This is a genomic window from Zobellia alginiliquefaciens, from assembly GCF_029323795.1.
GTDB classification, from domain to species: Bacteria; Bacteroidota; Bacteroidia; order Flavobacteriales; family Flavobacteriaceae; genus Zobellia; species Zobellia alginiliquefaciens.
On record NZ_CP119758.1, the window covers coordinates 1,699,497 to 1,717,990 of the forward strand.

Here is an 18,494-nt window from a genome sequence, read left to right on the forward strand (position 1 = left end):
TTCAGATATGACATATTACCGAACGGTTAAAGGATTCCGTTCTTCTTACAAAAGAAAATCAAATCTGGTACACTATTGACACTGGCCTTTCTAAATATCTTCTTCCTATGGGTTGCTACCGTATGCATACTAATAAATAAAGCTTCGGCTATTTGAGCACTTGTATACCCTTTACTAATTAAGTTGACAACCTCTTTCTCCCGACGCGTAAAAAACTTAGCGTAAACTGCATAAATACGCCTTTTAAATTCATCTAGATTTACTCCATAGGCATCAAAATGCCACTCCACACGATTGCCACTATCTATGAACGAAATATCGGTAAGAAGTGAAAAATTACTTACCATTCTTCCCTGATTATCCAATTCAAAAGAAGAAGACTGGCGCAATATTTTTATATAAGTACCGTCTTTTTTCCGAAAACGAAAGGAGAGAAATAAATGGGCATGCCCCTTTCTTAAATCAGTCTTAACCACATATTTTACCGCTTCTTGAGTAAGCCTATTTATCAATTCTCTTTCTTCTGGGTGAATGTAGTGTACCAAGTCTTCAGTATTAAATTCACTTAAAGTATATCCTGTTAACTCCTTTAGGCCCCTTTCATATTCTATACCTTGTTTTGCCCAATGCGCAATATATAAGCATTGCTTAGAATTTAACGGAAAACCCTCTAATGAAGAATAAGGAATAGCTTCATATTCATACTTAGAAACGTCTCTATGTACCTCATTACGAAACACCCTCATATGCTCGCGGTGTTTATTCATTCTCTACCGAATTTATAAATTCCAAAAGAAGTCCGCTAAATTCAAAAGATGCATCTAATTGGGGTATATGGGCACTATTTTCGATTATTTGTACCGCTCCTCTCCAGAGAAAAGGTATTGACAATCCCTTCACATATTCCGTGTTGACCAATTTATCAGTAGCCCCAATAGCTACAGCAACAGGTATGTTACTTTTACTGAGAATATCAACCTCATTTGCCAGCTCACCATTCACCAAGGCCAAGGCAAGGGCTTCACGAATTTTAGGATCGGTTGTTTGTATAAGTTTTTTATAATTCAACACTCCATCATCTGTATTCTTTACCATGACTTGTATCATGGCTTCTATATCAGAAGCACCAAGGTCTCTCTGAAAAAATAACCCCATTCGTGGATCGGGCAAGAAAGCTTCCTCTGGATTAACAGGCTTATTAAGAGGAGGTGTCCCTACTATAAAAAGCCCCAGACAATTGGTCAGCTTAGGTAAAAGTTGGATGGCCAAATGTCCACCTAACGAATGGCCCACAACTATAACCCTTTCGTAAATTTCAATATTTTCTCTTAACCCTTTAAGTAGATTGGCAAAAGCGTAAGAATCATACTCCGGAGATTTTCCATGACCCGGAAGATCTAGAGCCACCAAAGGAACTTTCTCAAATAATGTTGAAGATAATTGATTGCTCCAAACTAAAGAGCTTAAAGAATTACCATGAAGAAAAATGACGGTAATTGGTTCTGAAGAAGACTTTTTATCATCGTACAGAGTATTACTCACCTTGTAAAGGGGAAACATAAAGTGGTATGCAATGGTTAGGTTTCAACAATATAAGCATTTTTTGGTTGATTTTTTCAACGAGATAAAAAGAATTGGCATAGCACGGTTAAACACCTATTTTTGCAACTTATACTTCAAGTTTGGAATCATTTTTAGACCATATCACTTATCCTGAAGATTTACGTAAGCTGGCCTTAAATCAGCTACCTCAACTTGCCCGGGAGTTACGGGAATTTATAATTGATATTGTTGCTGCCAAGGAGGGTCATTTAGGAGCTAGCCTTGGCGTAGTAGAACTTACAATTGCATTGCACTACGTGTTCAATACTCCAGACGATAAACTTATTTGGGACGTTGGCCACCAAGCATACGGACATAAAATATTGACCGGTAGAAAAGAAATTTTTGATACCAATAGGCAATTAGGGGGCATCAGCGGATTCCCAAAACGAAATGAAAGTAGTTACGACGCCTTTGGCACAGGCCATAGTTCTACTTCTATTTCTGCAATTCTAGGTATGGCAATGGCCTCACAATTAAACGGCCAAAATAACAGGCAACACATTGCTGTAATTGGAGATGCTTCCATTGCAAGTGGCATGGCTTTTGAGGCATTGAACCATCTTGGTTCTACAAATTCCAACGTTCTGGTTATTCTAAACGATAACGCTATAGGAATAGACCCAAGTGTGGGAGCATTAAAAAAATACCTGACCAATGTAAAAAAAGGAACGGCAAAAGATGAGAACATATTTGAATGTCTCAACTTTCATTATACCGGTCCTTTAGATGGGCACGACCTAGAATCCTTGATCAGTGAACTAAATCATTTAAAGTTGGTAGCCGGACCAAAATTGTTACATGTTATTACCACCAAGGGCAAAGGACTGAAAAAAGCCGAAGAAAATCAGGTTACCTATCATGCACCGGGTAAATTTGACAAACTCACCGGTGAATTACAGAAGAAACCGGAGGTAGCCAATCAACCTCAAAAATATCAAGATGTTTTTGGACATACATTGGTAGAGCTGGCGCTTAAAAATAAAAATATTGTTGGTATTACCCCAGCAATGCCCACGGGAAGCTCATTGAAATATATGATGCAGCAAATACCTGATAGGGCTTTTGATGTTGGTATTGCCGAGCAGCATGCCGTAACATTGGCAGCAGGCATGGCTACAGAAGGTTTAATACCTTTCTGCACCATTTACTCTACTTTTCTACAACGCGCTTATGACCAAGTCATACATGATGTAGCCATTCAAAACCTTCCGGTTATTTTTTGTTTGGACAGAGCCGGCATGGTGGGTCAAGACGGAGCCACGCATCACGGTGTTTATGACATTGCCTATTTAAGATGTATACCCAACCTGTGTATTTTTGCTCCAATGAACGAAAGCGAACTTCGTAACATCATGTACACGGCGCAATTAGGTTTAAAGCATCCTATAGCCATTAGATACCCCAGAGGAAGAGGTGTTCAAGAAAAATGGCAGACTCCCTTTGAAAAAATTGAGATTGGAAAAGCTAGGGAATTAAAAACAGGAACGGAGCTTGCCATATTAACGATAGGCCATATTGGAAATACGGTTTCAGAGGTGATTGAAGGTATATTGGAAAATGAAAAAATAGCACATTTTGATATGCGATTTGTTAAACCGTTGGATAAGAAACTACTTATAAATATATTTAAGCGATTTAAGCACATAGTTACTATTGAAGATGGTAGTAAAATGGGTGGTTTTGGATCTGCCATTTTAGAACTGGCCAACGAACTAGGATATTCTCAAAACATACATATTCTAGGTATTAATGACATTTTCATTGAACATGGAACCGTAGAAGAATTACACCAACAAACCAAAATAGACCCCGTAAGTATAACAGAACAAATAAAAATGCTATTAAATGAATAATTCCCCAACCGTACCGCAGCTGTTTATTCTTTTTTTTAGCTTATGCATTTCACCAATTTTTGGGCAAAACCAAGACTCCCTACCACCGGGAAGGGAAATGGAAATTGACACCATGGTAATGGTAATAGATACTACCGTGGTAGACACAGTGGTTATCCGAAAGACACAAGAGAAAATAAAATTTATTCCGCGTAGCGTAGACTTGATGAATCCTGTTATTTCATTCAAAAGGACCAATGCCCTAGATGAAAAACCTAACCGATTTAGGGTTCCGTCTTTTTGGACCAAAGTAAATAAGCTTGGAGCAAATTTTAGTGAAGTAGCTTTTGTGAACTGGAACGCTGGGGGTAACAACTCCATATCGGCCCTTGGAAATGCTCGTTTTGAACGAAATTATAAGTTTCGGTATATTCAATGGGACAACTATATGGAGATGCGGTACGGCCTCAACATTCAAGATGAACAAAAGCTTAGAAAAACAGATGACGCCATTCGTTTTAGTTCTACATTCGGGCTTCAGCGGGACACGATTAGCAATTGGTACTATTCCGCGAAGGCAAACTTCAACACCCAGTTTTCAAATGGTTATAAATATCCGGACAGATCATCACCAATTTCTCGTTTTATGGCCCCTGGGTATTCCTTTTTAGGTGCTGGTACATCTTACATTACCAAAGACCAGAAATTTAATCTATACATCTCTCCAATAACGCAAAAAGCAACATTCGTTTTAGATGAAGAACTGGCTAACAAAGGTGCATTTGGTGTTAAAAAGGCTGTTTTGGATGAAGATGGAAATGTAATTGAAGAAGGCGAAAAAATATTTCTTGAATTTGGTTTTCTAGTGACAAATCAATACGAAAAGGAAATCTATAAAAACATGATCCTAAAACATAGGTTAACCCTGTATACGGATTACTTGCAAAAGTTTGGCAACATAGATGTAGACTGGGAGCTAAATTTTGACTTAAAGGTCAACAAATATGTAGTGACTACCATTGGCACGCATATTATCTATGATGATGACATCCTTTTTGACGAACAGACAGATGCTAGCGGCACCATTGTAGATGCCGGAATTCCCCGCATACAATTTAAACAGTTGCTCGGCGTTGGCGTATCCTATGCTTTTTAAAGTTGTTTACCCATAATCTTATTGTGAATATGCACTGCCGCACTATCCGAAAGACTTGCTACATAACAACATGTATTCAATAAAATATTATAAATAGATCTATCGGTGTCCCTGTACAACTCTGGAAGTGTTTTAAGCATTAGCGAGTCATAATTTGAAGCTCTATTTTCCTTCTTCCGTATAAGGGCATTTGTATAAACGTTCAATATGTCCGAAATAATCTTGTATCCGGCAATTTCCTTTTCTATAACTTCTTGAGACCGATAAATTTTTTGAACGCTCAAGGAAATAATATCTTCAATTTGTGCTTTAAACGCACTCTGATCTAATAAACTGCTATCAAAAGTACCGTTAAGTATTTTATTTTCATTTTCAACAAATACATCAATCGCATCCCTTATTAAAGTATTTATAGCAAGTGCTCTCAAATAACTAAGCCTATCTTCTTTATATTTTAATGAATTATACTTTTTGGTATTTATTGTATCCTTCACCAACTTTATTAAATACTCAAGTGCATAATCCTCAGAAATAAGGCCAAGGTTAATTCCATCTTCAAAATCTATTATGGTATAGCAAATATCATCTGCGGCTTCTACCAAAAATGTTAGCGGATGCCTTGCAAAAGAAATATCTTCACCATCCCTAGTTTGTATAAGACCCAAGTCCTTAGCTATTTCTGTAAAAGCGTCTTTCTCAGTTTGAAAAAAACCAAACTTCTTATCGGAGATATGTTTTGAAGGCTTCTTTGGAAGAGACTCTTTAGGATACTTCATAAAAGCCCCAAGTGTAGCGTAACTCAATCGCAGACCGCCAGTAACCCCTTCTCTAGATTGAGATAGAAGTCTAAATCCATTGGCATTCCCCTCAAATTCAACGATATCTTGATACTCCTTTGGAGAAAGAACTGATTGGTATTTTTGTCCGTTTCCAGTAATGAAATACTCCCCTATTGCTTTTTCGCCACTATGACCAAAAGGGGGGTTCCCAATATCATGGGCCAAGGCTGCGGCAGCTACAATAGCTCCAAAATCATTGAACCTATAACCGTATGACTCACTTAAAAAAGGATGCTTCTCCAAAATTTTCTTTCCTGCTATGCGGCCAAGACTTCTTCCTACTACGGAAACTTCCAAACTATGGGTTAACCTGGTATGTACAAAGTCTGTTTTAGAAAGAGGAATAACCTGAGTCTTATCTTGTAGACTTCTAAATGCGCTGGAAAATATGATACGGTCATAATCTACTTCAAAACCCAACCTTGTTTCATCCTGTTCTTTTCGCAGTCTTTTATGTGTATCTCCTTGGCGTTTAAGAGACAATAAGTTTTCCCAGTTCATAACAACTTTTTAAGTTCCGCAAGTTACATTTTTTCCATTTCCCGATGCTTTTTGAACCCAAAGAACCTCCTATTATTTAACCTTAAGGAAATCAACAGTTAAACTTCAGATAACCATAACTTAACACAACAAGGTTTTCTTTGCCAAGAAAATTAGAACCAATGAAAATCACACTTTTTTTTCTTGCTTTTGTATGTTCATTAAATCTATTCGCTCAAGAAGAAGGCGCCATTAGAGGCACTATTTTTGACATGGAAATGAATAATGAACCTTTATTGTTCGCAGATGTTCAAATAAAGGATACAAAATTCAAAACCCAGACCAACTTTAGAGGAAATTTTGAAATTTTAAATGTTGAACCGGGCAACTACATTCTTAAAGTAGCATTTTCTGGTTATGAGCCACAAGAGATTCCTGTTGAAGTTACAGCGGCTAATACCATTGAAATATCTCAAGGCCTTCATGCTAAGACACTAAGCTTATCTGATATGACTTTTGTAGATGACAATACGTTGCAAAACGGAGAGACAGCGCTCACCAGTATAGACCAGTAGTAGTTTCACAAAATAATTTAAAACAAAAAAGGGAGGTTTCACTTAGTGAAACCTCCCTTTTTCTATACAATAAATGTGTTATTCTTTGGAAACCACGGCAGATTTTTTCTCCTTATTAATAACATTAGCAATAACATTATTATCAAACTCCACCTCCTTCACGGTTCCATCATTATAAAAATACCATTTTCCAGTCCTTACACCTTTATCGTAATTTCCTTTTGATACTTTCTCCCCCATTTCGTCAAAGCTGATCCATTGACCATGCAATTTCCCAGCTAAATCAAAAGTTCCCTTCTGACTAACTTCTCCATTATCATGGAAATACGTAGCTTCCAACAAATTAGTGTCTTTGTTTAACTTTACTTCTTTTTCTTTTTGTGCGTACCCTACTGTCATTGTTAATGCAAGGGCAAAAAGTATAAATGAATTTTTCATGTGTGTTGATTTTGATGTGTTTATGTACCTGTTTGTTATTTCAAAGATATAAAATTTACGTTAAATGAACTATTACTTAACATTAAATTTACATTGAAAACGATGAAATCAGCAAAATATTGTTTAAACCACACTATTAATTCCTAAAAAAGACAATTCTAGATTCTTATATGTGCAATGAATATCTTAATTTTCTACGCTAATACCCTTAAAAATTGCATGTAATCATCGTTTAATGGACAATATCCCTTAACTAGTTTTTTAAGATTAATTGAACCAACTGAGCTCATGGACACAGTTACTTCATAACCTTATTTTAACGTGATTCATAAATTATAATACCATTTTTGTGCACATTTTATATTTCATGGGCGAGAACATTTACCTTTTCATGATTATTGCGCTGGCCGTACTTGCCATTACCGATTTAGTGGTTGGGGTGAGCAATGATGCGGTTAATTTTCTAAACTCTGCAATTGGATCAAAAGCTGTTTCGTTTAGGACAGTTATGATTGTTGCGAGTGTAGGTATTGCTTTTGGAGCTATATCCTCAAGTGGGATGATGGAAGTTGCGAGAAAAGGTATTTTTAATCCCGAACAATTCGTCTTTGCCGAAATCATGATCATTTTTATGGCCGTAATGATTACGGACATCCTACTATTGGATTTTTTCAATACGTTAGGAATGCCTACTTCAACCACCGTATCTATCGTTTTTGAGCTATTGGGAGCTGCCGTTGCAATTTCCATGGTTAAAATAATGGGTCACGACGGTGGTGTTGCTGATTTATGGACCTACATAAACTCGGATAAGGCTACTGAAATTATTCTAGGTATTCTACTTTCTGTAGTTGTCGCTTTCAGTGTTGGCGCCCTTGTTCAATTCATTTCCCGGTTATTGATTTCCTTTAAATTTGAAGAAAAACCAAAATGGGTAGGAGCACTTTTTGGTGGTTTTGCTTTAACTTCAATCATTTACTTTATTCTGGTAAAAGGCCTTAAAAGTGCCTCAATCTTTAGTCCGGAGGTTCTTGAACTGATTGCTAACAAGCAATTCTTATTCATTTTGAGCAATTTTGTGGTGTGGACCTTAGTCTCTTGGTTGATTTCTACATTGACTAAAATCAACATATATACCATGGTCATAGTAATGGGAACATTTGCTCTTGCCATGGCCTTTGCCGGTAATGACCTAGTTAACTTTATTGGTGTTCCGTTGGCCGCAATGGAATCCTATACGTCATGGAGTACGTCTGGCATTGATGCAGACAAATATACCATGGAAGGTCTTGCTTCGGCAGTACAAACACCTCAGTACTTGTTACTACTCTCAGGTCTTATTATGGTTGTGACACTTTGGTTTTCGTCAAAAGCCAAAAATGTAGTCAAAACCAGTGTAGATTTATCTAGACAGGACGAAGGCGATGAACGTTTTCAGCCTAATTTCCTTTCCAGACAAATTGTTAAGTTTTCAATAAACGCCTCGGAAAATATCGCAGGTCTTATTCCGGCTTCAATTTTGAAAAGAATGGATACTCGTTTTGAAAAACCGTATGTCTATGTACCTAAGAGTAGGGTTCAGGACTTACCTGCTTTCGATTTAGTTAGAGCCTCTGTAAACCTAATGGTTGCCAGTGTCCTAATTTCTTTAGCTACTTCAATGAAACTTCCATTATCAACAACGTACGTAACATTTATGGTTGCCATGGGCACTTCCTTGGCAGATAGGGCATGGGGAGCAGAAAGTGCCGTGTATCGTGTAGCTGGAGTTCTGAATGTTATTGGTGGATGGTTTTTTACGGCTATGAGTGCCTTCACCGCCGCAGCCATTATCGCATATATCATACATTTAGGAGGTATTTACGCCATTGGAGTTCTATTACTCATCGCTTTTTTCTTAATAGGGAAAAATTATCTTTCACATACTAAAAAAATGAAAGAGACCAAGTTGGAGCAGAAGCTAGAAAGAGCGGAAAGCAATTCTATTATTGGTGTTATTGATGAAAGTGCCGCTAATATTTCGCTAGCTATAAAAAGAGCCAATAAAATCTATACCCAAAGTATAGACGGCTTAGCAAAACACGATATAGACACCCTTAAAAGAAGTAAGAAAGGCATTAGTAAGTTTGATAAAGAGGTAGAAGATTTACGCGATAATATTTTTTACTTTATCAAAAACCTGGACGAATCTAGCGTTAGCACCAGTAACTTTTATATTTCAATTCTCAGTTACCTGCAAGACATGACTCAATCCTTGGAATACATTGCCAAGGCCGGTCACAAACATGTTCACAACAACCACAAGAAACTTAGGTTCAATCAGATTAAAGATTTAAAAGAAACTGATGGTTACCTAAATGAGCTATTTACAGAAATAGAGACAATTTTTGAAACGAAGGATTTCTTAAAGTTAACGGAGCTTATCATACACAAGCAAGAGCTATTTGCAAAAGTGGACATGAAGATTCACAAACAAGTGGAACGCACGCGAACGGATGAATCCAGTCCAAAGAACACCGCTTTATACTTTAGTCTCTTATTAGAAACCAAAGATCTTTTAGTGGCAACAATGAATCTTCTTGAAACTTACGATCAACACGCCAATACCAAGGTATAATTTCAAGACCTTCTTCTATTTGCAGCTAGGAATCATGCTCCCGTTCTCTTCACTTCATCGAAAAAAAATACCTTTCCATAGATTTAGCCGTTAGTAAAAAGATACCCAAATCTTTATCTAATGCGTTTCACAAATTATTTAGCACCTGTAATCTGCTGCATTTCTTTGTTCCTTTCTTGTAGCAAAGACAGCACAAGCCTTACCCAAGAAGAACAAGAAGAAGAATTGACCGCCACTATTGACCTCAGTGCGCGAGCCACAGCAAAAAAACTATATGAAGATTATTATATAGCTTCTAGTAACCTCAGTTCCGAGGTTGCTTGGACCGGCAACGAAGAAGCCTGTGACCCCGGTACGGTTCCTGACCAAATAACAGAGAAAATACTCATGCGATTACAGTATTTTCGAAAAGCCGCAGGATTAAACAACGTTATAGAAGAGAACGCCACAAAAAGCACAAAGTCGCAACAAGCAGCACTTATGATGCACGCCAACACAACTTTGAACCATAACCCACCTGAAAGTTGGAAATGCTTTACGAACGCTGGCAAAGAAGCGGCTGGTAATGCGCTACTAACATCTACAAAAAACTCTGCGGCAATAGATTCCTATATTCGTGATCATGGTAATGAAAACTACCCTGTAGGGCACAGAAGATGGTTATTATGGCCTAGGTTACAGGAAATAGGTATAGGAAATACCAGTGGGTACAACGCTTTGTGGGTACTAGGTAATCCTGGAGCTATACCAGAAGACAATCCCGAATTTATTGCGTGGCCTCCAAAAGGATACTTACCAGCTCAATTAGCTTATTCTAGATGGTCATTTTCTATTGCCAATGCAGATTTCTCTGAAACGAAAATCTCAATGCAAGTTGAGGGAGGAAGCACGGTTCCATTACAAATAGAGGAACTTACAGGAATCTACGGAGACAATACCATTGTCTGGCAACCTGAGATAAACACAAATGCCTTAACCGAAGACACTACCTTTATCATTAACATTGAAAATGTAATTGTGGATTCTGAAGCTCAAATGCATGAGTATAGCGTAACTCTTTTTAATCCAAATAATTAAACCCCGCATTAAAATTCAGTAACCCACATACAAACATTACTTTTTGTTTCTTTTATAACAATATGGTCGTTTTCGTAACTTTAAATTGTATCTTAACATCTCAGATACGATATGGAAACACCTGCACCGACCACGCATAAGTTAATTGCCGAACATGATTTCGTGTTTGCGAAATTTTGGTTCTATCCAAATTTTCTAGTGGGCGAATTTGCTGAAGGCGCTGATGTAAGCAAAGAGAATTCCCTAGGCCCCATACGATATGTAAAGCGATACTATGGGAGGACCACGCCATTTGTATACATTTCAAATAGAAAAAATTCCTATTCAATGGACCCCATGGGCTATAAGGAAATAGTTGATATGTTTCCTAATCTAATGGGTATGGCTATTGTTTCAGAGAATAAATATAGGCGAATGATAGCCACTCTAGAAAAAATGTTCATAAAAAAACCAATTGGTGTATTTCATAAGCTTGATGAAGCCTATGTCTGGGCCATAAAAAATATTGAAGAGCAAGACCAATAACCCTTTTCGTTCATATCTTTCTGCTTCCTACAGCTCCATTTCCCAATCTTACCTTTCACATAATTACTGCTTATCTCTCCTCCTGATAAAACAACAGGAGTGCCTTATATTGTACAACACAACATTCATTTTAGTCATTTTGTGAAAATTAAATACCAGTATATTTTAATTTACCTTAATCTATACCACTATGAAAAAACGTTCACTTCTACTGCTTTTGTGTTTTCTTGGCTTAAATTACACATCTGCCCAAGAAAACCTCTTGCTAAAAGATTTCAGACCCGTTAGCATTTATAACACACCAAAAACCGAGGTTCATAAAGCCAAATATCCAGTAATAGATTTTCATTCACATCCGTATGCCAAATCGGAAAAGGAAATTAAAGATTGGGTAGCTACGATGCGAAAACAGAACATAGAAAAATCAATTATTCTGACCTATTCAACAGGAGAACGCTTTGACAGTATCTACGACATGTACGCCAAATATGATGACCAAATTGAGGTTTGGTGTGGTTTTGACTATACTGGGTATAATCAAAAGGGATGGACAAAAAAAGCGATCAAGGAACTTGAAAGGTGTTTTGACAAAGGTGCCAAAGGGGTGGGTGAACTTGGAGATAAGGGGTTAGGACTGTTCTATTCCAAACCTTCCGAAGCACCAGGACTCCATATAGATGACCCTCGTATACAACCACTTTTAAAAAAATGTGGTGAACTAGGCATGCCAATCAGCGTTCACGTTGCCGACCCCTATTGGATGTATTTACCAATGAACGAGAAAAATGATGGCTTAATGAATGCTTACACTTGGAAAATAGACACCTCAAAAGAGGGTATACTCTCTCATGAAGATTTACTTGCAACTTTGTCCAACGCAGTTAAAAACAATAGAGAGACAACGTTTATTGCCTGTCACTTGGCCAATACCAGCCATGATTTAAGTATTCTGGGCAAATTATTGGATGAACATCCTAATCTTTATGCAGATATCTCAGCACGTTATGCCGAGGTAGCTCCCGTCCCCCGGCGAACAAAAGCTTTCTTTGAAAAATATAAAAATCGATTAGTGTATGGTACGGATATGGGCATGGATGCAACCATGTACCAAACTACTTTTAGAATTTTAGAGAGTGCAGATGAACACTTTTATACTTGGGACCTATTTTCTTATCATTGGCCATTAAACGGGCTAAATCTTAATGACGAAACTCTCAAAAAAATCTATTCCGAAAACGGTAGAAAAATACTAAAGAGATAATTTACCTATAGAAATTCATCTCATCCATATACTTCCAAACGGCATCAGGTAGTAGCGGGCGGACATTTTTACCTTCTTTGTGATTCTTACGGATAAAAGTGGAGGAGATCTCCATTATAGGAGCCAATACCTTATGAATCTTAGTATGTCCCTTAAATTGGTGCTCTATCCTACCTTCAGATATCCTTGGGTATACATACACACTATACTCATCCAAAATAACCTCATAATTTTTCCATTTATGAAGACCTTTTAAATTGTCCTCTCCCATAATTAATGCAAAGTCATAATCGGGACCATACTTCTCACGTAAATGTACCAAAGTATTAACTGTGTAGTTGGGTTGTGGAAGTCCAAACTCTATTTTACTGGGCTTTAACTTAGGATAGTCTTTCGTAGCCTCATATACCATTTGGTATCTATGATTGTCGGCTAGCAAGGTTTTTTTAGTTTTAAACGGACTCTGTGGAGTGACCACGAACCAAACCTCATCCAAGTTGGAGAATTCCACCATGTGGTTGGCAATTATCATGTGCCCTATGTGTACAGGGTTGAACGTACCAAAATAGAGACCGACTTTTTTCATAAAATACCGAAGAAATTTAAACATCTAAGAAAACTACTCTTCAATTTTAGCACCCACAAAATCCGCAACTAAGTGATGGGCCTCCTCCAAAGCGGTATCCAAATCGTAGTTCTTTATAATCTTATCAAACTGCGGGGCCGTTGCCAATTCTACTGATGCCTTAGCAATACGCATGTTAATTTTATCCTCACTTTCCGTGCTTCGCTTTTTAAGACGGATTTTCAATTCATCTACACTTGGTGGTTTTACAAACACCGCCAATGTCTTATCCGGAAATTTGCGTTTAATTCGTAAGCCACCCGCCACATCAATATCAAATATCACATTTTTACCTTCGGCCCAAAGTCGTTCTATCTCCGTTTTTAGAGTGCCATAAAAATTATCTCGATATACCTCTTCCCACTCCAAAAAATCATCATGTTTAATGTGATTCTTAAACTCCGAGATAGAGATGAAATAATAATGCTCGCCCTGTTTTTCCTTAGCTCTACGTGGTCTAGAGGTGGCCGAAACGGAAAACGCAAGATTAAGCTCAGGTTGCTTTAAAAGATGACGTACTATGGTTGTCTTTCCACTTCCAGAAGGTGCCGAAAATATAATGAGTTTACCGCCTTTCATGAGTTTATAGTTTGATTGGATAGTTTAGAGCACGTTGAGCATTTGCTCTTTTATTTTCTCCAGTTCGTCTTTCATCTGCACTACTAATTGCTGCATTGGCGCATAGTTGGCCTTAGAGCCAATAGTGTTAATTTCGCGTCCAATTTCCTGAGCTATAAAACCTAATTTTTTACCATTGGAGTCATCAGATTTTAATGTACTGGAGAAATAATTAAGGTGATTTGCCAAACGGACTTTTTCCTCTGTTATGTCATACTTTTCAAGATAGTAAATAAGCTCCTGCTCAAAACGATTGGCATCCAATTCTGTCTTAAGATCACTAACCGCTTTGTTCAGTCTTTCGCGCACATCAGATTGTCGGTCCGGATCCATCGCCTTAACTTCTTCCAAAAGAGTTTGCAAATTGGTAATACGTTCTAGAAAATCATTTTCCAGTACCTCACCTTCTTCCGAACGGAATGTATTAATTTCTTTTAACGCCTCTTGAACCGCAAGCTTTATAGATTCGTACTCCGCTTCGTCTATATCTTCGCGCTCGGTTTTTAGGGAATCCGGCATTCTAAGCGCCATATCAAGCAATTTTAGATCGTCGCCATCCGCGATAGCCTTTAATTGCTTCATATAGTTCTTAACTGCAGCTTCATTAACCTCTGCCGAAGTCTCACCACTAGTAAGTTCAATGTACAGTCCAAAATCTACCTTACCCCGCATCAATGAACTTGCAATAGTTTTACGAAGTTCTAGTTCCTTTTCACGATATGCAGATGGCATTCTCGCATTTAAATCTAAACTTTTACTATTAAGGGATTTAAGCTCTACGGTAATCTTTTTGGTTGGAAGCTGTATAACGTGCTTTCCGAAACCGGTCATGGACTGAATCATAAATTGCTATGAATTTTGGCAAATATAACGTAATTACAGAAAGTACAGCGTCTGATTTCGCATAACTGAAGCTACTAATTGGAAGATTGGCATTCTATAAACCAAACACAGGCAACTTAAGCTTAAAAAATACTTAAATTGCCCGTATACAAAAAAATTAGCCTGAAAATGACCTTATTCTGGACTTTGCCTGAACCTAAAGCTCCTTGATCTTTATATTTTTAAAAGCTACCTGATCACCATGATCTTGCAGACCTATTTTTCCTGTGGTGAACTTTCCAAAATGGTCCCAGTCTGCAAATTTTGATTTAGACACCATAACATCCCACATCTCATTTCCTACAGGAAAATCTACAATATCGGTTCCGTTTAAAGAAATACTGCCTTTTTGTTCTTTATGATTGATTGTAATTACCATGGTATTCCATTCGCCCACCGGATTTGTTACATCTTCGGACGGCGCCACCATATCATATAAAGACCCTGCTTGATGAGTAGTTCCATTTTTAGCATCCGGATGTTTTTCATTATCCAAAACTTGCACTTCGGGGCCCGTTTGGTACGCTTCAGATAACTCCGGTTTTTCATTAACTCCCCAGAATACGCCACTATTACCGCCTTCGGAAATCTTCCAATCCAAAGACAGAATAAAATCGGTGTATTCCTTTTCAGTCACTAGATTAAAAGCCTCTCCTTTAGCTCTCTCTTTTGGCGGGTAAAAAACCATGGCGCCATCTTCCAGCTTCCAATTATCGGAAACACCTTCTTTGTTATATTCTTTCCAGCCATCAAAAGAAGAACCGTCAAAAAGAACCGTCCACTCTTGTGGTGGAGCTGCTTCCTCGGCTTCCGCAATACGTTCCTTTTCCATTTCTTTCTGCGTTTTTTCAGCTTTATCTTTACACCCAAAGGCTACTATCGCCATACAAACGATTACCATTAATTTTTTCATGCGTCTTGTTGTTTTAAGTTAGTTTGTTCTACTATTTAAAAAAAACGATTCTCCTGTTTTACCAACAAAAGAACCGTTTCATGTCATTCACTTCTATTGTTATACCGTTTTAAGAGGTACCCAATATTTTTTTAAGCATTTCTTTATCGATTGCCGAACCTGCAAAATCATCAAAAGTTTTTTCTGTAGCTTCAATAATATGATCTTGGATAAAGATAGCGCCTTCACGAGCACCTTGTTCAGGACTCTTAATACAACATTCCCATTCCATAACTGCCCAAACATCGCAGCCGTACTGCGTAAGTTTAGAGAAAATGGTTTTAAAGTCGATTTGACCATCGCCTAAAGAACGATATCTACCGGCACGATCGCCCCAATCGTTATAACCTCCAAAAGCACCTTTCTTTCCTGTTGGGTTAAACTCAGAGTCTTTTACGTGAAAAGATTTAATAAACTCGTGGTAATGGTCTATGTACTCAATATAATCCAACTGTTGCAAAACAAAGTGACTTGGATCATAAAGGATATTTACACGCTTATGGTTACCCGTTGCGGCAAGAAAGCGCTCAAAAGTATCACCATCGTGCAAATCTTCTCCTGGGTGGATTTCATAACAAACATCAACACCTTGTTCATCAAAATGGTTCAATATTGGCATCCATCTTTTAGCCAATTCCTCAAAACCCATTTCTACAAGACCAGCAGGTCTTTGTGGCCATGGGTGCCATGTATGCCAAAGTAAAGCTCCGGAGAAAGTAGCATGGGCATTAAGCCCTAGTCTTCTACTTGCAGTAGCCGCTTTTTTAACCACATCTACGGCCCATTCCGTTCGTGCTTTCGGATTGTTCTTTACGGCATCTGGCGCAAAATTATCGAACATTAAATCGTAAGCAGGGTGCACAGCCACCAACTGTCCTTGCAAATGTGTAGAAAGTTCTGTAATCTCAAGCCCATAAGAATTCACTTTTCCTTTAAGCTCATCACAATAATCCTGACTTTCGGCAGCTTTGTCCAAATCTATTAAAAAACTCTCCCAAGTTGGGATTTGAATACCTTTGTAGCCTAAATCTGCAGCCCATTTACACATTCCATCCAACGTATTGAACGGTGCTTTACTGTCTACAAATTGCGCTAAAAAAACGCCAGGCCCTTTAATTGTCTTCATGTTGTTGTTGTTTGAATTGAGTAACGGCTATTCCTTTTTTAAATTATTTTAAAGAAAAGCCCTATATTTAATTTTATAATTATCTCAAAACTGATCTTCTAGAGAAGTTATAAATATAGGGAATACAACGCGTTTAAAACAAGAAATACCACCGTGAATAAGGAAGAAATATTCGATGCTATAGTTGTCGGGACTGGAATTAGTGGCGGCTGGGCTGCTAAAGAATTATGTGAGAACGGATTAAAAACCTTGGTACTCGAACGTGGTCCCATGGTAAAACACGTGGTAGATTACCCAACCATGAATGACGACCCGTGGGACTATCCGCTAAAAGGAGAACTTTCAAAAGAAGACAAAGAAAAATACCATGTACAGTCTAGAGTAGGCTGGGCTCCAAAAGAAGATGTAAAACATTTTTTTGTTAACGACCTCGAGCACCCTTATGTAGAGACCAAACGTTTTGATTGGATCAGAGGTTACCAAGTAGGCGGTAGGTCTTTAACTTGGGGCAAGCAAAGTTACCGCTGGAGCGATATTGATTTTGAAGCGAATAAAAAAGAAGGTATTGGTGTTGACTGGCCGGTGCGCTATAAAGACATCTCACCTTGGTATGATAAAGTTGAAAAATATATTGGGGTAAGTGGTGAGAATTTAGGACTCCCCCAATTGCCCGATGGTATATTTCAACCTAAAATGGACTTAAACTGTGTTGAAGAGGATTTTAAAGCTTCAATTGCCGAGAAATTTGAAGATGGCCGATTGATTACCATAGGCCGTGCAGCGCATATTACTGACCCCGAAGCCGATTTTGAAGGCAGGGGAACCTGCCAAAACAGGAATAGATGCTGGAGAGGCTGTCCATTTGGAGGGTATTTTAGCAGTAACTCCTCCACGCTTCCTGCTGCCGAACGTACCGGAAATATGACCTTACGCCCCAATTCCATCGTTTATGAAGTGGTTTATGATGACACTACCAAAAAGGCTACGGGCGTTAAAATCATTGATGCGGAAACCAATGAGAAAATAGAATTTAAGGCAAAAGTGATTTTTCTCTGTGCTTCTGCAATGGCATCCGTAGGCATTCTTTTGCAATCTAAAAGTGAGCGTTTTCCTAACGGCCTTGGCAATGATTCAGATGCACTTGGTCGTGGTATAATGGACCATCACTACAAACTGGGCGCCTCCGCCAAAGTAGACGGCCATTTAGACAAATACTATCAGGGTAGAAGGCCAAACGGATTCTACATACCCAGATTTGTTAACCTCAACGAGGAAACCAAACGCAAAGGATACCTGCGTGGCTTTGGCTACCAAGGTGGTGCCAGTAGAGAAGATTGGTCCGCTTCCATTGCCGAAATGAATTATGGCAAAGAACTTAAGGAGTCCATTTTAAAACCTGGTCATTGGCAAATTGGAGTTACCGGTTTTGGTGAATTCTTGCCGTATGATGACAACCGCGTAACCTTGAGCGAAACTAAAAAAGACAAGTGGGGACTCCCTCAATTAGATTTTGATGTAGAGTTTAAAGAAAATGAGTATAATATGCGCGAAGACATCAAAAAAGAGATTGTTAAAATGTTTAAGGCGGCAGGATTTAAGGATGTTCAGTCTTATGACGAAACTACAGGTCCCGGTTTAGGCATTCATGAGATGGGCGGAGCGCGCATGGGTCACAGTTCTAAGACTTCCATAGTTAATAACAACAACCAAATCCACACTGTACCAAATGTGTATGTAACGGATGGTGCATTTATGGCTTCGTCAAGCTGCGTTAATCCATCTCTGACCTATATGGCATTTACCGCCAGAGCTTCAAACCATGCCGCAGAACAATTAAAGGGCGGAAAATTTTCATAATTAAGTATAACGACCGAGAAATCCGTCTG

At 38.2% G+C, this 18,494-nt stretch carries 17 protein-coding genes; 8 read left to right on the forward strand and 9 right to left on the reverse strand.

The window, feature by feature from the left end; genetic code table 11:
• Nucleotides 1–26 precede the first annotated feature (26 nt).
• A complete protein-coding gene (locus P0077_RS07205; RefSeq protein ID WP_276168450.1) occupies nucleotides 27–767 on the reverse strand; it encodes a helix-turn-helix transcriptional regulator in 741 nt (246 codons plus the stop codon).
• Nucleotides 760–1,542 (reverse strand): alpha/beta fold hydrolase, encoded by a 783-nt coding sequence (locus P0077_RS07210; protein WP_276168451.1) that lies wholly within the window; start codon nucleotides 1,540–1,542, stop codon nucleotides 760–762. Before P0077_RS07210 ends, P0077_RS07205 begins: the two co-directional genes overlap by 8 nt.
• 140 nt (nucleotides 1,543–1,682) lie before the next feature.
• Here P0077_RS07210 and dxs point away from each other — a divergent pair, with 140 nt between their 5' ends.
• Together dxs and P0077_RS07220 are read left to right on the forward strand one after the other, a co-directional pair.
• Nucleotides 1,683–3,458 carry a 1-deoxy-D-xylulose-5-phosphate synthase gene (gene dxs, locus P0077_RS07215; RefSeq protein WP_276168452.1) on the forward strand — a complete coding sequence of 592 codons (1,776 nt, stop codon included), beginning with the start codon at nucleotides 1,683–1,685 and terminating at the stop codon, nucleotides 3,456–3,458.
• Nucleotides 3,451–4,593 (forward strand): DUF3078 domain-containing protein, encoded by a 1,143-nt coding sequence (locus tag P0077_RS07220; RefSeq protein WP_276168453.1) that lies wholly within the window; start codon nucleotides 3,451–3,453, stop codon nucleotides 4,591–4,593. Before dxs ends, P0077_RS07220 begins: the two co-directional genes overlap by 8 nt.
• On the opposite strand, the gene P0077_RS07225 is transcribed toward P0077_RS07220, so the two are convergent.
• The gene (locus tag P0077_RS07225) at nucleotides 4,590–5,933 is read right to left on the reverse strand and encodes a deoxyguanosinetriphosphate triphosphohydrolase (RefSeq protein WP_276168454.1); all 1,344 of its coding nucleotides are present in this window, start codon (nucleotides 5,931–5,933) and stop codon (nucleotides 4,590–4,592) included. The two genes, P0077_RS07220 and P0077_RS07225, sit on opposite strands and share 4 nt — an antisense overlap.
• A 161-nt stretch (nucleotides 5,934–6,094) precedes the next feature.
• Between P0077_RS07225 and P0077_RS07230 the strand changes: the two genes are divergently transcribed.
• Nucleotides 6,095–6,487 (forward strand): carboxypeptidase-like regulatory domain-containing protein, encoded by a 393-nt coding sequence (locus P0077_RS07230; protein WP_276168455.1) that lies wholly within the window; start codon nucleotides 6,095–6,097, stop codon nucleotides 6,485–6,487.
• A 78-nt stretch (nucleotides 6,488–6,565) separates the two neighbouring features.
• Here the strand turns inward: P0077_RS07230 and P0077_RS07235 are convergent, their stop codons facing one another.
• Entirely contained in the window at nucleotides 6,566–6,925 is a 360-nt protein-coding gene (locus P0077_RS07235; RefSeq protein ID WP_276168456.1) for a toxin-antitoxin system YwqK family antitoxin, read from the reverse strand.
• A gap of 367 nt (nucleotides 6,926–7,292) precedes the next feature.
• On the opposite strand from P0077_RS07235, the gene P0077_RS07240 reads away from it, so the two are divergent.
• From P0077_RS07240 to P0077_RS07255, 4 genes are all read left to right on the forward strand, one after another.
• Nucleotides 7,293–9,542: an inorganic phosphate transporter gene (locus tag P0077_RS07240; protein ID WP_276168457.1), complete on the forward strand. Its 2,250-nt coding sequence runs from the start codon at nucleotides 7,293–7,295 to the stop codon at nucleotides 9,540–9,542.
• Nucleotides 9,543–9,662: 120 nt separating this feature from the next.
• Nucleotides 9,663–10,619 (forward strand): CAP domain-containing protein, encoded by a 957-nt coding sequence (locus P0077_RS07245; RefSeq protein ID WP_276168458.1) that lies wholly within the window; start codon nucleotides 9,663–9,665, stop codon nucleotides 10,617–10,619.
• Between the two features lie 111 nt (nucleotides 10,620–10,730).
• Nucleotides 10,731–11,144 (forward strand): hypothetical protein, encoded by a 414-nt coding sequence (locus P0077_RS07250; RefSeq protein WP_276168459.1) that lies wholly within the window; start codon nucleotides 10,731–10,733, stop codon nucleotides 11,142–11,144.
• A gap of 190 nt (nucleotides 11,145–11,334) precedes the next feature.
• On the forward strand, nucleotides 11,335–12,405 hold the full coding sequence (locus P0077_RS07255; protein WP_276168460.1) for an amidohydrolase family protein: 1,071 nt from the start codon (nucleotides 11,335–11,337) through the stop codon (nucleotides 12,403–12,405).
• A 1-nt stretch (nucleotide 12,406) separates the two neighbouring features.
• Here the strand turns inward: P0077_RS07255 and nadD are convergent, their stop codons facing one another.
• From nadD to P0077_RS07280, 5 genes are all read right to left on the reverse strand, one after another.
• Nucleotides 12,407–12,991 (reverse strand): nicotinate (nicotinamide) nucleotide adenylyltransferase, encoded by a 585-nt coding sequence (gene nadD / locus P0077_RS07260; protein WP_276168461.1) that lies wholly within the window; start codon nucleotides 12,989–12,991, stop codon nucleotides 12,407–12,409.
• A 33-nt stretch (nucleotides 12,992–13,024) separates the two neighbouring features.
• A complete protein-coding gene (gene gmk / locus P0077_RS07265) occupies nucleotides 13,025–13,609 on the reverse strand; it encodes a guanylate kinase (RefSeq protein ID WP_276168462.1) in 585 nt (194 codons plus the stop codon).
• 24 nt (nucleotides 13,610–13,633) lie between these two features.
• Nucleotides 13,634–14,491, reverse strand: a complete 858-nt coding sequence (locus tag P0077_RS07270) for a YicC/YloC family endoribonuclease (RefSeq protein ID WP_276168463.1) — start codon at nucleotides 14,489–14,491, stop codon at nucleotides 13,634–13,636.
• A gap of 196 nt (nucleotides 14,492–14,687) precedes the next feature.
• On the reverse strand, nucleotides 14,688–15,443 hold the full coding sequence (locus tag P0077_RS07275) for a 3-keto-disaccharide hydrolase (protein ID WP_276168464.1): 756 nt from the start codon (nucleotides 15,441–15,443) through the stop codon (nucleotides 14,688–14,690).
• 109 nt (nucleotides 15,444–15,552) lie between these two features.
• On the reverse strand, nucleotides 15,553–16,608 hold the full coding sequence (locus tag P0077_RS07280; protein WP_215940800.1) for a sugar phosphate isomerase/epimerase family protein: 1,056 nt from the start codon (nucleotides 16,606–16,608) through the stop codon (nucleotides 15,553–15,555).
• Nucleotides 16,609–16,761: 153 nt separating this feature from the next.
• On the opposite strand from P0077_RS07280, the gene P0077_RS07285 reads away from it, so the two are divergent.
• On the forward strand, nucleotides 16,762–18,465 hold the full coding sequence (locus P0077_RS07285) for a GMC oxidoreductase (protein WP_276168465.1): 1,704 nt from the start codon (nucleotides 16,762–16,764) through the stop codon (nucleotides 18,463–18,465).
• Nucleotides 18,466–18,494 lie beyond the last annotated feature (29 nt).

What these genes read in the sequence shown, in the direction of transcription:
- P0077_RS07205 (WP_276168450.1), bottom strand. Translation starts at nt 767, where the DNA reads ATGAATAAACACCGCGAGCATATGAGGGTGTTTCGTAATGAGGTACAT.
- P0077_RS07220 (WP_276168453.1), top strand. Translation starts at nt 3,451, where the DNA reads ATGAATAATTCCCCAACCGTACCGCAGCTGTTTATTCTTTTTTTTAGC.
- P0077_RS07225 (WP_276168454.1), bottom strand. Translation starts at nt 5,933, where the DNA reads ATGAACTGGGAAAACTTATTGTCTCTTAAACGCCAAGGAGATACACAT.
- P0077_RS07230 (WP_276168455.1), top strand. Translation starts at nt 6,095, where the DNA reads ATGAAAATCACACTTTTTTTTCTTGCTTTTGTATGTTCATTAAATCTA.
- P0077_RS07235 (WP_276168456.1), bottom strand. Translation starts at nt 6,925, where the DNA reads ATGAAAAATTCATTTATACTTTTTGCCCTTGCATTAACAATGACAGTA.
- P0077_RS07240 (WP_276168457.1), top strand. Translation starts at nt 7,293, where the DNA reads ATGGGCGAGAACATTTACCTTTTCATGATTATTGCGCTGGCCGTACTT.
- P0077_RS07245 (WP_276168458.1), top strand. Translation starts at nt 9,663, where the DNA reads ATGCGTTTCACAAATTATTTAGCACCTGTAATCTGCTGCATTTCTTTG.
- P0077_RS07250 (WP_276168459.1), top strand. Translation starts at nt 10,731, where the DNA reads ATGGAAACACCTGCACCGACCACGCATAAGTTAATTGCCGAACATGAT.
- P0077_RS07255 (WP_276168460.1), top strand. Translation starts at nt 11,335, where the DNA reads ATGAAAAAACGTTCACTTCTACTGCTTTTGTGTTTTCTTGGCTTAAAT.
- nadD (WP_276168461.1), bottom strand. Translation starts at nt 12,991, where the DNA reads ATGAAAAAAGTCGGTCTCTATTTTGGTACGTTCAACCCTGTACACATA.
- gmk (WP_276168462.1), bottom strand. Translation starts at nt 13,609, where the DNA reads ATGAAAGGCGGTAAACTCATTATATTTTCGGCACCTTCTGGAAGTGGA.
- P0077_RS07270 (WP_276168463.1), bottom strand. Translation starts at nt 14,491, where the DNA reads ATGATTCAGTCCATGACCGGTTTCGGAAAGCACGTTATACAGCTTCCA.
- P0077_RS07275 (WP_276168464.1), bottom strand. Translation starts at nt 15,443, where the DNA reads ATGAAAAAATTAATGGTAATCGTTTGTATGGCGATAGTAGCCTTTGGG.
- P0077_RS07280 (WP_215940800.1), bottom strand. Translation starts at nt 16,608, where the DNA reads ATGAAGACAATTAAAGGGCCTGGCGTTTTTTTAGCGCAATTTGTAGAC.